Annotated in this window: 23 protein-coding genes; 20 read left to right on the forward strand and 3 right to left on the reverse strand. The window is 69.3% G+C overall.

Features of this window, described 5'->3' with window-relative positions; translation table 11 throughout:
* Positions 1-40 precede the first annotated feature (40 nt).
* Entirely contained in the window at positions 41-1888 is a 1848-nt protein-coding gene (locus DXZ73_RS15530; RefSeq protein ID WP_162890195.1) for a hypothetical protein, read from the forward strand.
* 209 nt (positions 1889-2097) lie between these two features.
* Here DXZ73_RS15530 and DXZ73_RS15535 read toward each other — a convergent pair whose 3' ends face one another.
* Complete coding sequence (locus tag DXZ73_RS15535; RefSeq protein WP_162890196.1) at positions 2098-2598, reverse strand: hypothetical protein; 501 nt, start codon at positions 2596-2598, stop codon at positions 2098-2100.
* A gap of 201 nt (positions 2599-2799) precedes the next feature.
* Here DXZ73_RS15535 and DXZ73_RS15540 point away from each other — a divergent pair, with 201 nt between their 5' ends.
* The 14 genes from DXZ73_RS15540 to DXZ73_RS15605 all read left to right on the forward strand — a co-directional run bounded on the left by DXZ73_RS15540 (position 2800) and on the right by DXZ73_RS15605 (position 10426).
* Entirely contained in the window at positions 2800-3399 is a 600-nt protein-coding gene (locus tag DXZ73_RS15540; RefSeq protein ID WP_116211592.1) for a hypothetical protein, read from the forward strand.
* 112 nt (positions 3400-3511) lie between these two features.
* Entirely contained in the window at positions 3512-3943 is a 432-nt protein-coding gene (locus tag DXZ73_RS15545) for a head decoration protein (RefSeq protein WP_240351358.1), read from the forward strand.
* Complete coding sequence (locus tag DXZ73_RS15550; RefSeq protein WP_116211593.1) at positions 3940-4989, forward strand: major capsid protein; 1050 nt, start codon at positions 3940-3942, stop codon at positions 4987-4989. The genes DXZ73_RS15545 and DXZ73_RS15550 overlap by 4 nt, the downstream gene beginning before the upstream one ends.
* On the forward strand, positions 4986-5213 hold the full coding sequence (locus tag DXZ73_RS15555; RefSeq protein WP_116211594.1) for a hypothetical protein: 228 nt from the start codon (positions 4986-4988) through the stop codon (positions 5211-5213). Before DXZ73_RS15550 ends, DXZ73_RS15555 begins: the two co-directional genes overlap by 4 nt.
* A 73-nt stretch (positions 5214-5286) precedes the next feature.
* The gene (locus tag DXZ73_RS15560) at positions 5287-5607 is read left to right on the forward strand and encodes a hypothetical protein (RefSeq protein ID WP_240351359.1); all 321 of its coding nucleotides are present in this window, start codon (positions 5287-5289) and stop codon (positions 5605-5607) included.
* Between the two features lie 263 nt (positions 5608-5870).
* A complete protein-coding gene (locus DXZ73_RS15565) occupies positions 5871-6227 on the forward strand; it encodes an Lsr2 dimerization domain-containing protein (RefSeq protein WP_116211595.1) in 357 nt (118 codons plus the stop codon).
* A 174-nt stretch (positions 6228-6401) separates the two neighbouring features.
* A complete protein-coding gene (locus tag DXZ73_RS15570) occupies positions 6402-6773 on the forward strand; it encodes a hypothetical protein (RefSeq protein WP_162890197.1) in 372 nt (123 codons plus the stop codon).
* Complete coding sequence (locus tag DXZ73_RS15575; protein WP_116211597.1) at positions 6766-7185, forward strand: DUF6093 family protein; 420 nt, start codon at positions 6766-6768, stop codon at positions 7183-7185. The genes DXZ73_RS15570 and DXZ73_RS15575 overlap by 8 nt, the downstream gene beginning before the upstream one ends.
* Complete coding sequence (locus DXZ73_RS15580) at positions 7182-7583, forward strand: HK97 gp10 family phage protein (protein WP_116211598.1); 402 nt, start codon at positions 7182-7184, stop codon at positions 7581-7583. The genes DXZ73_RS15575 and DXZ73_RS15580 overlap by 4 nt, the downstream gene beginning before the upstream one ends.
* A complete protein-coding gene (locus tag DXZ73_RS15585; RefSeq protein ID WP_116211599.1) occupies positions 7580-7822 on the forward strand; it encodes a hypothetical protein in 243 nt (80 codons plus the stop codon). Before DXZ73_RS15580 ends, DXZ73_RS15585 begins: the two co-directional genes overlap by 4 nt.
* Positions 7819-8250 carry a DUF3168 domain-containing protein gene (locus DXZ73_RS15590; RefSeq protein ID WP_116211600.1) on the forward strand — a complete coding sequence of 144 codons (432 nt, stop codon included), beginning with the start codon at positions 7819-7821 and terminating at the stop codon, positions 8248-8250. The genes DXZ73_RS15585 and DXZ73_RS15590 overlap by 4 nt, the downstream gene beginning before the upstream one ends.
* A gap of 112 nt (positions 8251-8362) precedes the next feature.
* Complete coding sequence (locus DXZ73_RS15595; protein ID WP_162890198.1) at positions 8363-8809, forward strand: tyrosine-type recombinase/integrase; 447 nt, start codon at positions 8363-8365, stop codon at positions 8807-8809.
* Positions 8810-8854: 45 nt separating this feature from the next.
* Positions 8855-9595 (forward strand): PP2C family protein-serine/threonine phosphatase, encoded by a 741-nt coding sequence (locus tag DXZ73_RS15600; RefSeq protein WP_116211602.1) that lies wholly within the window; start codon positions 8855-8857, stop codon positions 9593-9595.
* A 264-nt stretch (positions 9596-9859) separates the two neighbouring features.
* On the forward strand, positions 9860-10426 hold the full coding sequence (locus DXZ73_RS15605; protein WP_116211603.1) for a hypothetical protein: 567 nt from the start codon (positions 9860-9862) through the stop codon (positions 10424-10426).
* Positions 10427-10500: 74 nt separating this feature from the next.
* Here DXZ73_RS15605 and istB read toward each other — a convergent pair whose 3' ends face one another.
* Together istB and istA are read right to left on the reverse strand one after the other, a co-directional pair.
* The gene (gene istB / locus DXZ73_RS15610) at positions 10501-11292 is read right to left on the reverse strand and encodes an IS21-like element helper ATPase IstB (protein WP_116211604.1); all 792 of its coding nucleotides are present in this window, start codon (positions 11290-11292) and stop codon (positions 10501-10503) included.
* On the reverse strand, positions 11292-12824 hold the full coding sequence (istA, locus tag DXZ73_RS15615) for an IS21 family transposase (protein WP_116211605.1): 1533 nt from the start codon (positions 12822-12824) through the stop codon (positions 11292-11294). The genes istB and istA overlap by 1 nt, the downstream gene beginning before the upstream one ends.
* 262 nt (positions 12825-13086) lie before the next feature.
* Between istA and DXZ73_RS15620 the strand changes: the two genes are divergently transcribed.
* The 5 genes from DXZ73_RS15620 to DXZ73_RS39465 all read left to right on the forward strand — a co-directional run bounded on the left by DXZ73_RS15620 (position 13087) and on the right by DXZ73_RS39465 (position 15743).
* A complete protein-coding gene (locus DXZ73_RS15620; protein ID WP_116211606.1) occupies positions 13087-13389 on the forward strand; it encodes a hypothetical protein in 303 nt (100 codons plus the stop codon).
* A 35-nt stretch (positions 13390-13424) separates the two neighbouring features.
* Positions 13425-13730, forward strand: a complete 306-nt coding sequence (locus DXZ73_RS15625; RefSeq protein WP_116211607.1) for a hypothetical protein — start codon at positions 13425-13427, stop codon at positions 13728-13730.
* Positions 13731-14177: 447 nt separating this feature from the next.
* Positions 14178-14654 (forward strand): hypothetical protein, encoded by a 477-nt coding sequence (locus DXZ73_RS15630; RefSeq protein WP_162890199.1) that lies wholly within the window; start codon positions 14178-14180, stop codon positions 14652-14654.
* A 139-nt stretch (positions 14655-14793) separates the two neighbouring features.
* Positions 14794-15396 (forward strand): hypothetical protein, encoded by a 603-nt coding sequence (locus DXZ73_RS15635; protein WP_116211609.1) that lies wholly within the window; start codon positions 14794-14796, stop codon positions 15394-15396.
* A gap of 143 nt (positions 15397-15539) precedes the next feature.
* Positions 15540-15743 carry a hypothetical protein gene (locus tag DXZ73_RS39465; protein ID WP_240351360.1) on the forward strand — a complete coding sequence of 68 codons (204 nt, stop codon included), beginning with the start codon at positions 15540-15542 and terminating at the stop codon, positions 15741-15743.
* Positions 15744-15809: the final 66 nt, after the last annotated feature.

Below are 15809 nucleotides of genomic sequence, written 5' to 3' on the forward strand. Positions count from 1 at the left end.
CCCAGTACAGAGCGCGGGTACACCTACGCTGAAGGCGGGCGTGGGGCCGACGAGACGGATGCTGCTGGTGGGCCTGCCCCGTTTTCTGACCGACGCCTGGTCGTGGCTGAACTACAAGCCGGTGATGGCCTCCACGTACGACGGCCGGCCGCACCGTGCGCTGGCGCCGGAGGTCCAGGCGACGTGGCTGCCGCCCGAGGCGGTGCGCCGCCTGGCCGCGTACAAGCTCCTCGCGGCCTACGACTCCAACCAGGCCGGGGAGCTGGCGGCGCTCGCGGGGAACGCGGAGGCGGCCGAGCGGCGCGAGTTCGGTGACCCGTCCTCGTTCGTGGACACCACCCTCGCGCACGTCATCGGCAAGACGCAGCAGATCGTGGTTCCCGGGGCCGAGCACGCCAAGGACGACCAGGCCACCCCAGAGGCAGTAGCGGCGGCAGCGACGCAGGAGCGGCTGCGCGAGTGGGCGGAGGCCGAGCTGCTGCCGCTGCGGATGCAGGCCTGCGAGCGCAAGACCGTCCTCCTCGGCGACGGCGTGTACCTGCTGGCGTGGGACCCGGAGAAGGGCCGGGCCCGCCTGCAGACCTTCGACCCCGGCTTCTACTTCCCCGTCATCGAGGACGACGCCGACCCGGGCGGCTACCCGAACCGCGCCCACCTGGCGTGGGAGATCCCCGAGGACCCCAAGCACGGCATCAAGGCACGGGTGCGCCGGATCACCTACGAGCTCGGCCCGATCGAACCCGCCGCTCGCCCCGACGCCGCCAACGGCGCGGACCGGCAGGGGCCCGACGTCCCCGCGGACGCGGAGGCCACGGTGGCAGGGCCCGGCGACGTCTTCGACACGGCCACCGGCCGAATAGTCCGCACGTACCCGTGGGCACCCGACAAGGCGTCCACTGTCACCTGCTACCTGACCGACGCGGAATGGCTCCTTGAGGACCTACGGCACGGGCAGGCCCTCGACGACTTTCCCCTCGGCAAGGCCCGCTTCCGCGAGCGCGCCGATGGCACGGTCCTCAACCGCCTGGACCTGCGGATCGACTTCCTGCCGGTCGTACACATCAGCAACACCATCGCGGACGGCGAGCACTTCGGACAGTCCTCCCTCGCCAAGGTCTTCCAGGCCCTGGACGAACTTGCCGAGACCGACACCGACTCGGCCCGCGCCTCGGCCACCACCGGCGCCCCGATCATCGCGCTCGCCGGGTCCCACGCCGAGGTCGACCGGATCACCGGCCGCCCCAAGCCGCTGGACATCGCGCCCGGCACGGTCTTCCAGCTCGCCGACGGCGGGCGCATGGACGTCCTCGACACCTCCGGCCAACTCGCCGAACTCCGTGCCCGGGTCGAGGAGCTTCGCGAACGGGCCGCCGTCAACGCCCGGTTGCCCGCCGTCAGCTTGGGCACCGTGGACCCGTCCGACGTGCCCAGCGGCTACGCCCTCCAGCTCAGCCTCGGCCCCCTCGACTCCCTCGTCGACGCCATGCGGCTCGCGCGGGCCCACAAGTACGCACTGCTGCTGAAGATGGTGCAGCGCCTTCACCAGGCCGGGCAGGCCGAGGGCTGGCCAGCGGGCCCGCCGCTCCCGGCCCGCCTGGTGTTCGGCCCGCACACCCCCACCGACCGGGCCGCCATCCTGGACGAGGTGATCAAGGGCGTGAGCGCCGGGGTGCTATCCCTGGAGACCGGTATCCGGATGCTCCAGGACGCCGGGTACCCGATCGAGGACGCCCGGGAGGAAGTCGAGCGCATCGACGCCCGCCGAGCCCCGAGTGCCGAGCCGCACGAGTCGACGACGGCGTCCGAGGAAAAGCGGCAGGAGGGTAAGGAGGACTCGCCGGACGACCGGCCTGGCGGGCCCCAACGTGACCGGGCCGAGGCGGCGTAGGAACCCTGATCGACGGATCTGCTCTGCCCTCGGCCCGCTCTTGGGTGGTTGACCGATCGGGGTTGCCCGTCCGCTCGCTCAGCGGAGGTGCGCGGGCAGGAATGCCAGGAGGCCGATCACCGTGCCGACGGCCAGACCCCACCCGGCAACGCGCACTGCTGGACGTGCCCGACCATCAGCCGGTCGCGTTCCGACTCGCCCGGCACGTCCTAGTCGTCGGCTGGGATGCGCGTCTTCTTGAAGCCCTGGCGTTGTTCATTCGCCGAGAGGCGGAGGTCGTCTTCGGACATGGAAGAGATGGTGCCGCCCCCGGTCTGGATCTTGTAGGTGCCTTCGCCGCCGGGCACGTTCTCCACTCGGGTCACCTCGTAGCAGTATCCGGCGAAGTCACCGTAGGAGTCGGGCAGCCGCTGCCCGGTCCGGCTGGTGATCGCCTCGGCGAGCTTGTGCTTCCCGCTCTTGTCGAAGATGACGACGGTCTCACCAGCGGCATTGGGCGTGCACTCCTCGCCCGCCCGACCGTGACCGCCGTCGCGGATGTAGGCATCCGCGGAGGCGGAGACGATGGTGGCGGTGAACGGCGTGCGGTCCACCCACGACTTCCACAGCAGGACGCTGGTGGCCCCGGCAGCGCACGCAGCTGCGGCTGCGCCCCACAGGACGACCGGTCGGCGTTTCCACCACTTCTTCCGGATCGCTGCCCCCTGCACGTCTGGCGAGGGTACGGGATGTTTTGCGAGGTCAGACATGATGTGGATCATGCCAGTGCTATCCCGGCCAGCCGGGGGTGGGTCTGCCACCCGGCCTCCCCTCTCCGCCGGTGCCGCACAGCGCATGCAAATGGCGTGTGGCGTTCGTTTCCGTACACTCGCCAGTGGCGCGGGGCCGTTGTGTGGGAGCAGCACGCATTCATGACCGGCACCTCGACAGATCCGAAGGACACCCCGCCCGCCGAGCTCACGGTCAGCCAGGATCGGCTGGCCACGATGCTGGCGCGCGAGAAGGACCAGGGAGGCCGGGCTGCGGTCCGATCCCTGGTCGAGCGGCTCGGCTTCTCCGACTCCGAGGCCCTAGAGCAGTACGTCTCTGTCGTCCGCAAGGCCCAGCAGGATGAGCTGAGCGACGCGCAGTACCGCGAGGCGATGTTCACCGAGCGGGAGAAGACGCTGGTGGCCCGGGAGGCTGCGGCGGAGGCTCGTGAACGTGCGGCGATTCGGCGCGCCCACCTGGCCGAGGCGGGTGCGAAGGGCCAGGACCTGGACGACGCGATGACTCTGCTGCGGGTCGAGGACGACGCCGACGACGCCCAGCTCGCCGATGCGGTGGGCCAGCTCGCCGCCCGCCGCCCCGAGCTGTTCGCCCGCACCACCGCACACCTGCCGGCCGTTCCGGCTCCTGCTGGTGCTCCCGCGTCCGTTCCGCCGCCGCGCTCGCCCGGGGTCTCCCACACACCGGGCGCAGCCGGGCTGGAGATGGCGCGCCGCCGCGGGCTCCTGCCGCCGACGACCTGACCGTCAGGCCGTACGCGGCCTGTCTCTTCGGGGACCACGCCCCTTTCTTCGTGGACCGTTCCACCGCCTCTGGTGAGGGCGCGACCGCCTTTTGATCCACCAGGAGGACGGCGTGACCATTCAGCCGTACACCACCTCCGTGACGGTGACCGCTGACCGCGACTGGCTCGCATCTCGGCACGGCACCGATTCCACGGAGACCATCACTCTCGACCTGAGCACGTTCGCCAAGGGCGTCCACTTCACCGAGCCCGAGCCGGGCCAGCCGTACGGGTACGTCCGCTCCGGCGTCCCGGTCGCCCGGATCGTCGCATCCGGCCTGTACGGCCCGTACGACCCGGAGGCCAAGGACGGCCGCCAGCTCCTCGCCGGCCTGGTGTACACCGAGGCCCCGTACACCCCGGGCAGCAGGAACATTCCTGCTGCCCTGTACTGGCACGGCTCGGTGCACACGGGCCACATCCCCGGCGGCATCGACCCCGCGAAGATCGCCCCGCACCCCGCCAGCCCGCAGATCCGCTTCCTCGGTGAGGCGGCCGCATGAGCGTCGCGGACCTTCTCAAGGGTGTGTCGACCACGGACCTGACCGTGTACGCGCGCAACGTTCCCACGCCCGCTGACTTCCTGCTGACCAATACCGTCTTCGCCGAGCGGCAGGTCAAGGACGTCAAGTGGCGTATCCGGCAGTCGAAGAGGCGTGTGAACGCGGCCTCGTACCGTGCCTACGACGCCTCCGTGCCGTTCGCGCAGCGGCAGGCGGAGACCACGCAGGTCGAGGGCATGCTGCCCGCGCTCGGCCAGAAGTTGGTCGTGACGGAGCTGGAGCAGCTGCTCCTCGACGCCTCCCGGGGCGCCGACGACGATCGTCTGGTGGAGCTGCTGTACGACGATGTCGAGCGCCACGTGGAGGCGATCCGGTCCCGTCTCGAACTGGCCGCCGCCGATGTGCTGCTCGACGGCAAGTTCTCCCTCACCGGCGAGAACGGTCTGACGGTCGAGGTGGATTACAAGGTGCCGGCCGCGAACATGCCGACCGCGGCCAAGCCGTGGAGTGATCCGTCGTCGGACCCGATCGCGGATGAGCTGCGATGGATGTCCTACCTCGACGACATCGGCGCCCCGGCCCCGGAGATGGTGCTCACCTCCCAGAAGGCGTGGTCGCATCTGGCGTCCAACATGGCCTACCGGGCCGCGTACTACGGCACGCCGGCGGGCGGGCAGACCCCGACGGCGACGCTGAACCCGGAGCAGGTCAACAGCGTGCGCGGCACCTATGGTCTGCCGCCGGTGACCTTCTACCGTGCCCAGGTGTGGCAGAACAACGTGTCCAAGCGGGTGCTGCCCGAGGACCGCTGGATCATGCTGCCGCCGGACCGTACGAAGTGGGGCGAAACGCAGTACGGGACCACCGCGGAGTCCCTGGCCCTGTCGCGCGGCACAACCCCGGCGATCGAGCGCGAGGACGCCCCCGGCATCATCGTCACCCGCGACGTCGAGGACGACCCGGTACAGATCTGGACCAAGGGCGCAGCCTGCGCGATGCCCGTGCTGTACTCGCCGGACTGCCACATCGCGGCGAAGGTCCTGTGACCGACGCCCAGGGTAAGGCGCTCGGCACCCTCGCCGTCGCCGTCCATGTCCTTGACCCCGTTGCCCGTATCCCGCTGATCCTCACGCCCGGCACCGAGGTCACCGACCTGGATATCGCCAGCCAGATCACCAACCCGGCCTGCTGGCACGGCAACCGGGTTCCCGTCCTCGGGACGGAGAGGAAGACCGGCCGGAAGTCCGCTTCGACACCCGACAACGACTGACCGACCACCGCTGCGGCCGGGAGAAGCACCTGCTTCTCCCGGCCACTCCTTCCCCACGAAAGCGCCTTCCCTTGTGAACAGCGACACCATGAGCTGGCTGCTGGCGCAGCTCGGCCCGGACACTGACCCGACCGACCTTCAGAGCCGGTATTTGCGTCTTCGCTCGGCGCGCGCCGTCGCGCTGGAAATCCTCAACGAGCGGCTGGCGAAACTTCTGGCCGAACCGCTGAAGGTATCCGTCAACGGCGTAGTCACCGTCGACCAGACAGCCAACGTGTCCGCGCTGGAACGCCGCATCGCCGCCGTGGCCTCCGATACAGCCCCGGATGACACTCCGGCTGCCGGGCGCGAGCTGCTCACCACCGTGGTCCTATGCCCGCGCCGCCGCAGGTAGGCGCCAGCACGGCCAGCCTGGGTACTCCCATTACGCGTTTGACCGGACGCTTTGCCTCGCAACGCCGATTGGTGTCAGGGCCGTTGATGGCACGCATGCGCCGAACCATGTGGAACCTCATCGCGGACGGACAAGCAACCGGCCCACGATGACTCTCTTCCGGATTAGCAATACCTTAGCCACAACTACCTGAACTGCCACGAAAACGGTGGCTAATTGAAATCGGTGAGGTACGTTCTGCGCCGAACGGAAGGGAAACTCTCATGTCCAAGCGCGTTGATACCTACCTCGTGGACGACCTCACCGAGGAGCGCGACGAGACCGTTAAAGAGCGCGTGATCGCGCTCGATAACCGCCGCGTCGTCATCGACCTGAGCGACGACTCCTATGCCGAACTGGAGGAGAAGCTGGCGCCTTACTTCACGGCCGGACGGCCCCGGCGCGCCGCCACTGCTCCCCGGCAGGCAACCAGGGCCACGCCCAAGGTGAAGACCGTCGAGCCGACCACGAGCGACATCCGCGCCTGGGCGAAGCGGCGCCGCGTCAAGGTCGCTGCCCGCGGGCGTATACCGAACGCCCTGCGCGAGCAGTACATCGCCGATCCCATGAATGCCGCATAGACGCGCATACATCGTTGAGCCGCGCCTGGACGGGAGGATCACGGAGGCGGGAACCGTGATCGGCCTCCTCCTCGCCGCGCGCGCACTCGCGATCTGCCCAGGGGCTGGTCCGCGGGCGTCCAACGGCAGGACGCAACGGCCGGATTCGCGCTTCGCGTACCTATGGTCGGCCTCATGAGCAGCTATCCCGAATCCCGCAGCGTCCGCATCTGCGCCCCTCGCCCCGACGCCCCGGTCGCGATCGAGGTCGACGGGCACGACGTTGCCAGCGGTGTCGAGGCGTACCGCATCACGCAGACCGTGGACGGCGGCCCGGAGGTCACGCTGTATATACAGCCGGGCTGGAAGGGCCTGGAGTTCGAGGGCCTGGCCGAAGTCGTCGCCGAGCCGGCGGACCTCCGGCATGTTGTCCTCGACTTCCTCGGCAGCTTCGACTGGCGGCAGCTCGATGCCGCGGTGCTGGCCCGTGATGATCTCGACGGGGGGCCGGGCGAGCTGACCCGCGGCGTCCTGTCGCAGCTGCGGGAGTGGGCTGCTGGTGCTTGACGTCAAGGGCGTCTCCGCGTTCACGGAGCGGCACCTGATGTCGGACCAGGTGCTGGTGACGCGCGGTACGGGCGAGGATGTCCTGGACACGGCGACGGGTGATCTCGTGCCCGCCGACCCGCGGGTGGTGCACTCGGGCAAGGCGGGCCTGTACCGGGGCCGGGAGCGCATCCGGGCACGCAGCGGGCACGACGGCGCGTGGGTCGACGAGGTGCGGACCGGGTACCGGATGCTGCTGCCGCTCGGCGCAGAGGAGCTCCGGGAAGGGGACACGGTGCGCGTGGCGAAGTCCCGGGATGACCAGGCGGTGGGCCGCACGTACCGGGTCGCCGCGCTCGGCGAGGTCTCATCGATCCCCGTGCTGCGCACCGTCTGGCTGGAGGAACACAACAGGGAGGTGAACACGGCATGAGCGGCGGCACTTTCACGAGTCCGGCCGCGCTGGCCGCAGCGTTGACGCGCAACGGCGTCGCCGCCATGGCGGCCGTGCACACGGCGATGGAGCACAGCGCGCAGTCGCTGAAGTCCAGCGTGCAGCAGAACGCCTCCGGCCGGCCCGGACCCAACATCGTCACGGGCCGGTACCGGGCGTCGTGGCAGGCGGAGGTATCCGGGGCCGGGCCGCTGGTGACCGGGGTGGTGGGCAGCTCCGCCCCGCAGGCGCGACGGTTGGAGTACGGCTTCGCCGGAGCCGACTCACTCGGCCGTGTCTACCACCAGCCGCCCTTCCCGCACCTGGGCCCCGCCGTCCAAGAAGCCGGGCCGAAGATCGTGCGCGAGCTCGGCACAGCAGTCAGGGCGGTGCTGTGAACTGGCTCTGCAAGGACCTGGAAGCCTCCCTGGCCATGGTGTTCGGCGAAGCCGAGCTGGGCATGCTGGCTCGCGCCGTCGTGATAGCCGAGATCCTGGACGACGACGGCGAGCGCAACCTGACCGTCTTCACCACCCCGGGCCTCGCCGAGTGGGACGCGCTGGGCATGTGCCGGTACGGCGCCGCCGCCATCGAGGCGTCCGCTGGTGCCGACTTCGCCAACGGAGCCGACGAGTGATCAACCGCGCGCCCGTCACCGAGGCCGTGCGGGCGATGCTCAGCGAAGCTGTGGGGAAATCGTGCGGCGTCGGCGCCCTGCCCACGGTCGGCGGGACCCCGGTGCTGCTGCCGTACCTGGTGCTGTACCCCCTCGGCGGGGACTTCGACGGCGCACTGCTGGGCGATCGGTCCGAAGATGCCCATCTCGTGTACCAGGTGACCGTCGTCGCCAGCCGTACGGACCAGGCCGAGTGGGTGGCGGACCGCGTGCGGCGGGCTCTGCTCGACCGTGCAGCCACAGGCGAGTGGGTGCACCCTCTTGTGGTTCCGGGCGGCCGAGTATGGGGCCGGGCGCTCATCGCGGACGACGGCACCGACCCCTCGTCGGCCGGCGAGGGCGTGGTGACCTATGCCCTGAGGATTCGATTCAGCATCGGTAGCACCTGAACCAGGCGATCGGCCCGCGCATGTCCGCGCGCCGCGGCTTGCTCACCCGCACGTCGATGTCAGTGGCCCCGGGTAAGTTGGCGGCTCAGGTGAAGGTATGACGGAGGGAATCATGGACACCGCACAACTGGACGTGTCGGAGGAAGACGTCGCGACCCTGCTCGCGGACCCCAGCAGGCCGCTGGGTCAGCGTACGTTCTGGCGGCTCCTGTACGAGTCCGAAGTGCGGATAGATGAACTGCTGGCCCTCGACATCACCGACGTACGCCTGGTGGAGCGCATCCTTGCCGTCTCCGAGTCGAAGGAAGGCCCCCGCGAGGTCGAGGTCTCGGAAGCCGCGGCCAACGAACTCGCGCTGATCATCGCTGGGCACAGTGCCGGTCCCGTGTTCGCGCTGCCGGACGGAACCCGGCTGTCCTGGGAACGAGCGCACGCCGCCTTCCGTGACGCAACGGGAAGGCCGTTGCGTGCTCTGCGTAACAGCCGTCTGCGACGCGAGTTCGCCCTTGTCGCGCAGGCGGGGGCCGCTCACGGCGGCTTCGGGCATTCTGTGAGCTGACCAAGTCCGCACCTGCGAGCCGTTGTTCCTCCTACGGTGGTCTGCATGACCATCGAATGGGAGTCGACGATCATTGCCGCCATGGCGACTCGGCAGGGGGTGCGCGACGTCAACGCAGACGGGGCGGCGATTCATCGGGTCCCCGGCACCAAGGTGGTGGGGGCCGCGATTGTGGACGGCATCGGCAGCGATGCCGAGGTCGCCCGATTCGCGGACATCGCCGCCGAAGTGGCTGCCCGCGTGGGCGCACGGAAGACGGCGGTGCTCGGCATCCTGGCTGCCGCTGAACTGGTAGCGGCTCCAGCCGGCCGCGGGATCACCGGCCCAGACGGTGTCGCCGTTCTCGCCGTCGCCGAGCCGGGCGCTCCGACCTCCATCGCCTGGACCGGCGACTCTCGCGCCTACGGATGGAACGGCAGCACACTCCAGCAACGGACCACTGATCACAACGTCGGGCAGTACCTCCGGCAGAACTCCGGCGGTGGGCCCGTCGAACTCCTTGAACAGATGGAATTCCTCGCCCGGAAGCACGACAACTGGCTGAGGAGTTCCTTGGGCCTGTGCGGAATCGGCTCCGTAGACGCCTGCCATATTCCACCGGGCGAACTCGCGCTCCTTGCCAGCGACGGTTTACACAACAGCGTCCCCCACGAGGTTATGGAGGCGCTCATACGCGAGCACGAAGGTCATCCCCAGAGACTGGCTGACGCTCTCGTGGCAGCAGCCACCGAGGACGAGAAGGGGTACCGCGACGACGCGACAGCCATCGTCCTGGCACCGAGGTGACGTGCACCACCCCAGACAAAGGGCTGCCCGTCAGGCGCGGTTGCCCTCGCTCGCGTCCTGTGACATCAGGCTTTTGAGCACGTGCCACCTTGCGGAATCGACTGTGCCCGCAGCTTGCTTGGGCAGGAAACCTCCGAGGTCAGAGCTGTTTCCTGTTTCCAATTCGAATTGGAAACAAGAAACTCCTAGCGCCTGAGATGACACGGCCCCACACTCGGCTCCATGTAGACCGCCATCATTCCCGGGCTCACCGTCGACGAGCCGATGTACGAAACCGCTGCGGAAGGGCTCGCCTTGCACGCGCCCGCCCTGGCGCTCGGTTGGGAGCAGTTCATCGCTCCCGCGTCCTGGTGGCTGGTGCCGGACGAGTCCGGGCTTGCCAGCCGGGCCGAGCTCACTCTCCTTGAGACGCAGCAGTCCACGGTCAAGATCAATATCTGGCTGCGCCCGGACCTACGCGGTCCGGGCGGCACGCCGCTCCCGCACTCCCACCCATGGGATTTCGACTCCTACATCCTGGCGGGCGGGTACGGCGAGGACCGCTACAGGCTGGCCAGCGATGGTCAGGTCCATGCCGAACTCGGCGTGACACACCAGCACGGCGGCACCAATCGCTTCGGTCGCGACCGCTACCACGAGGTCACCCGCGTCCATGCCCCCGGCGCGACCATGAGCCTGATGGTGTGCGGACGCGGCGAGCGGGGCGTGTGGGGGTACCTTGACCTCGACACTGGGCGGCACCGGCGATCCGCACCTGACCCGACCTTCAGGGCGAAACTGCGGGCCCTGAACTGTCAATGGCCTTCTGTGGCGCCCCGCTGGCGGCCTTGAGACATCCCCGCAGGTGGACGGCATGATCGCCCCGCCTGCGGCCAGATAATCTCCCCGCCTTGGGTCGGTGTGGATCAGCTGAAGGGCTTCACTCCCTTCCCGGTGGTGGCCTCGGTCAGCCGGAACGAATCACCCTGGGTGACCACGACATGAGCATGGTGCAGAAGGCGATCGACAGTCGCTGTGGCCAAGGTCTTGGGCATGATCTCGTCGAAGCCGGACGGATGAAGGTTGCTCGAAACCGCGATCGAGCGTCGCTCATATGCGGCATCGACCAAGCGGTAGAAGCCCTCGGCGGCGTCCTCGGAGACCGGCAGGAGCCCGATGTCGTCGACGATGATCAAATCCGAGCGGATGATCCGCGCCAGAGCTCGGGCGATGGAGTCGTCCGCGCGGTGGCGGCGGACCAGCGAGCCGAGGTCTTCGATGGTGAACCAGGAGACGGCCAGGCCGGCCTCGACCGCGGTCTGCCCGAGGGCCTCGGTGAAGTGGCTCTTGCCCGTGCCCGAGGGTCCACAAATACAAAACGACTCACGGCGGCCGACCCACTCCAGCGTCTTGAGCGCGTCCTGGGTGGCCCGGGGGATCGAGGACTCGGTCTCGCGCCAGTCGCCGAAGGTCTTGCCGGTGGGGAAGCCGGCCCGCTTGCGGCGGGTGTGCAGGTTGGCGCGGTCGCGGCCGGCGGCTTCCTCGGCGAGCAGGACGCGGACGACCTCGGCCGGGTCCCACCGCTGGGCCTTCGCGGTCGGGATGATGTCGGTCAATGACCTGCGGATGTGCGGGAGTTTGAGCCGTCGGGTCAGCTCAATGGCCTCGGCGAGCGGGTCGCCGTTGGTGCCGGGAACGGTGCGAAGAGGGGTGGCCATCAGGCGAGATCGCTTTCGTCGTACTCGGGAAGATCAGAAGTGGCGGACAGCCCGAACGTGGACCAGGCGCCGGTTCCGGGCTGCAGGGAGTGGTCCTCGCTGCGTCGATGCGGCTCGGCCGGGCCGTGGACGGCCTGGTAGTCGAGGATGGACAGCAGGTCCTTGTCGGCGAACCGGCCGGTGACCGCGGCGGTGCCGAGCGCGCGGTCCACTTCCGCCGCGGAGTGCAGTTTTGCCAGCGCGACGGCCTCGGCCATCTTCGCCTTGATCCGGCGGACCCCAGCCGCGGCGGCCTCGATCAGCCAGGATGCCGCCCCGGGACCGAGGGCGAGGAACGCTGCTTCCTCCGCGCTCGTGGCCCGCGGGATGCGGTCGGATTCCTTGTTCTCGCGGGGCGGGTAGTGGGCATCGTCCAGGACCGGGCTGCCGGGCTCGCCCCGCTGGTGGCGGGCGACCTCGCGGGCCGAGCCGGTCTCGTCGACGGCGGTGACGATCAGTTCGTCGCCGTGGAAGCGGGCCCAGACCCGGGTGTCGATCAGCTCGTGCGGAACCGAGTAGCGGACCGCCTCGACCGAGATTGTCGCGTCCCAGCAGACCCGGCGGGTGGTGCCGAACGCCGCGGTGAACGGCCTCTTCGGCAACGGGTGAAGCCGGTGCTGTTCCTCGGCGAGTCGCTCGGCCGGCTTGCGTCGAGTTGCCTTGTGAATACGGGAGTTGACCTCATCGCAGAACTGCCGGCAAGCCGATTCGAGGTCACCGAAACTCTTGTACTGCTCGCGCAGATTCACGTCCTTCGGCACGAGATCGGCCTTCGCTATCTTCACCGTGGACTCCGAGCCGCCCTTGGTCTCCGGATCCGCCGGCAGACAGGTGCGTATCGTCGTGCCGTAATGCCGGGCGACCTCGACGATCTCCGGGTTGCGGACCGCGATCCCCGCGACGTGGTCGGTGGTGACCGTCTTCTCATTGTCCGTGAGCACGTAGGCCGGGATCCCGCCGATCCGGCGGAACGTCGTGTCCAGACATGCGGTGACCGTCGGGAGCGTCTTGTCCCAGATCGGGATCACGATCCGGAACCTCGACCAGGCAAGCCAGGCGCAGAACAGCGTCGTCTTGCGTCCGTTGATCACCGGACCGTCGCCGAAATCGTACTGAAGCCAGAGCCCCGGCTCGGTCACCCACGGCCGATAAACCCGCCGCCGACCGGCCCTGAACTGGGCTTTTGCCTCAGCGACGGTGCGGCGGGTGGTGCGTTCCCCGCCGGTGAAGCCCATCGCGGCGATCCGCTTGTGGACCACGTCCGCGCGGATCTTGCCCTGCGAGCGGACCACCAGCTCCTCGATCTTCGGCAGATAGTCGTCGATCTGCCGGGCCCGGTGCCGACGCTTGTCGGGCTGCTGCCCGGCCGCCCGCATCTTCACATATCGGGCCACCGTGTGGTGGTCGCACCCGGCCAGCTCGGCCGCCGCGCGGTAACTCCCCGTGAGGTCGTAAGCCTCCAGGATCTCCATGATCTCCTCGCTGTTCTTCACCCGCTCCAGCGTCGTCGAGCGGGATTACTCGGTGCGAGCGGGGAGAAAATCTGGCCGTACCCGGGGACCCCTTGCCGTACGTGGGGAAAACCGTGGCCATAGATTGCGCCGTAAACGGCCGCCAGCGTGGAGCTTACGAAGACCGCCGTCACTGAACCCTCAGCACCGCTGAGCGGCACGCGCTCAAGGGACACTGTCGCAGGACACCTCGGCCCCGCATGACGGACACGATCACGTCACCCGGTGGCCTAAAATCGTTCCAATGTCCGACAAGAGCACCACTGATATCCCCTCCGAACTGATCGCTTTGCAGCGCGCTGCCGATGGCGAATTCGCGAAGGTGCGGGCGTCCCAGGAGCACGGGCGCACTTCGGAGTGGACGGACGAGCAGCACTCGGCGTGGAAAGCGCAGTGGGAGGCGTGGCGGGCGGCTGCCGAGGCGATTTACGAGGCCGTCTGCACCCACCCCGCCGCAGCGGAGATGGGCCGGCATGCCCTGGAGATGGCCGTCAAGGCTGCCGTCCGGCACCCCGCGCCGACCGCGTCACACGAACTCGCCGAGTAACCGCCACGACGGCCCCGGGTCCTCGTTGGCACCGTGTGACCGATTCTCTGGCCGACGCAGTCGAGCGTGACGCAACCGCCCTACGTGACGAGCTGCACTCGGGAACATGGCGCCCCACCGCCGCCGAGCAGCAGCTCGCCGACGATCTTGCTCACGGCCACTGGGATGCCCATTGGCTCAGGTCCGGCCTCCGTGATCACCCGACCACAGCGATGGGAGGGCGCCTGCTCGCCGTGCTTCACCCCGCCGCGACCGTGGCCGAATCGGCTGGCTCTGAGTCGGCCGACAGGGCCCTGCTGGCGCTTCGCACGTTGATCGACGCCATCGCCCCCGCCCCCTGACCTGAGGGGAATCAGGGGCGACGAACCAGCCCTTCGTGACGAGGGAGCGGAACAGCGGCCGGTCTGCCTCCGCGATCTCGGCCTCGGCGATCTGAGGGTTGTTGTCCAGGCGGCTGGCCACGTCGAGCAGCAGCCTCTCCTCGCCTCCGGTGATGTTGAAGTCCACATCTCGAACGTAGGGCCGCCCGCGCGGACCTGCCCGCTGAGCTGCACAGTTTGCCGCCGATAGCCGTATGGTCGTCTACGTGCAGCGATCACGGTCGCCCCGTGGCGCTGCATCCTCACCGCGGAGGCCCCCGCGCGGACGTCCGGCCACATCAGTGGCACGGGCCGGTTCCCCCGACACGACGTCGAGGGACGGGGCCGCCGCTTCCCTTCCGCTTCTCGCACGGCTGCCCGTCCCGGAATCGGACAGCAGTGCAGGTACAGAAGTTTTCCCGGCGCGGCGTGACCCGCGTCCTGTGGCTGGCCAAGGTCGCCGACGCCAGCCACGTCCCCACGCGGGCCGAGCTGACCGCCGGCACGGACCTCACCGACGCGGTCGCCGCGATCGACGGGTGGTCGCTGTCGAACAAGGCGATCGAGACGCCGACACTCGGCAGTACCTTCGAGACAAAGATCCCCGGCGCCGATGAGGCGGACGACTCCTCGCTGACCTTCTACGAGGACGAGACCGCCGACACGATCGAGGGGCTGTTCACGAAGGACGCGACCGGGTTCGTGGTCATGCTCCGCAAGGGCGACATACCCGGCAGCCGCAGCATGGACGTCTTCCCCGTCCGGGTCGGCAGCCGCTCGGCGCAGTACAGCGTGGACAACGAGGCCGCCAAGTTCGTGGTGTCCTTCTCGATCACCGAGAAGCCGGTCCAGGACGCGGCCATCCCGCCTGCGGCCACCGCCCCGGAGCGCCCCGCCAACAAGTAGCGGACCCCCTGCTCTCCCGGCCGGGCGTGCCGCAGCAGCGTGCTCTCCCCTCCTCTCCGTTCACGGCGCGCTGCCGCCCGCGCCCTGCCGGGCCCTCTCCTTCTCCCCCTCGTCGCGCGTTCTCCTGGAGCCACCCCGCATGACCACCCTCATCCCCACCCCCACGCCTCACACCGTGTTCAGCCCGCCGGCCGAGCCGGTCGCCCGCGACCCGCACTGGGCGGCGAAGATGGCCCGGCTGCGGGCCCGAACCCTGCCGGAGCAGACGCTGGTGATCTGCGACGACTCGGCAGTGCGCGAGCGCCTGGACGCCGCGAAGGCGGAGGCCGCCCGGTGCCGCGCGGTCGACGCGGCTGCCGGACAGCAGGACGGCAAGGAGACCCGCCGTGCCGCGGACGCGGTGGCAAAGGCGCAGGAGGCGTTCGACGCGGCCGCACTCATGCTGACCTTCCGAGCTCTGCCCCGGCCAGTGCTGGATGGGCTGATCAAGCAGTTCCCGCCGACCGAGCAGCAGGCCGAGACCGGAGATCTGTGGAACCCGGAGGCGTTCCCGGCAGCCCTGATAGCGGCGGCACACGTAGAGCGTGACCCGTCCGGCCAGCCGGTGGAGGGCCTGACATCGGCGGAGGCCCAGGAACTGCTGGACGCGTGGCCGATCTCCGAGTCGAACATGCTCTTCCAGGCCGCCTGGCAGGCGCAGCAGCTCACCCGGGCCAGCACCGTGGAGCTGGGAAAAGGCTGATCGCTGACGCACAGCTGCGCGACGAGCTGGAGCTATGCGACCGCTACGGCATCCCGCACTCTGTTTTCCTCGGGGCCGGGGATGGCCGATGGACGGACACCGACCGGGCGAAGGCCCTCGCCTACGCCGCGCACCAGCGGGCGGTGTGCGGCCACTGCGGAACGCGGGCCGTCGAGTGGGACGAGTCCGCGGGCGGTGACCGGTTCGCGTACGTGACGACGACGGTCCGGTGCGTGGGGTGTGAGCTGATCGCCCGGGAGCAGGACCAGGTGCCAGAGGGCCCGGACGGTTACGGGGTGCGCATCGGGCTGGTGCCACGGGAGGTGCGGCAGCAGCACGGGCATTAAGGGGCAACGCTAGGCGGGGCGCGGGGGAGAACGGGCGCCAGCTCCGGTGTCGAATTACACGCTCAG

The sequence above is a fragment of the Streptoverticillium olivoreticuli subsp. olivoreticuli genome (assembly GCF_003391135.1).
GTDB classification, from domain to species: domain Bacteria; phylum Actinomycetota; class Actinomycetes; order Streptomycetales; family Streptomycetaceae; genus Streptomyces; species Streptomyces blastmyceticus.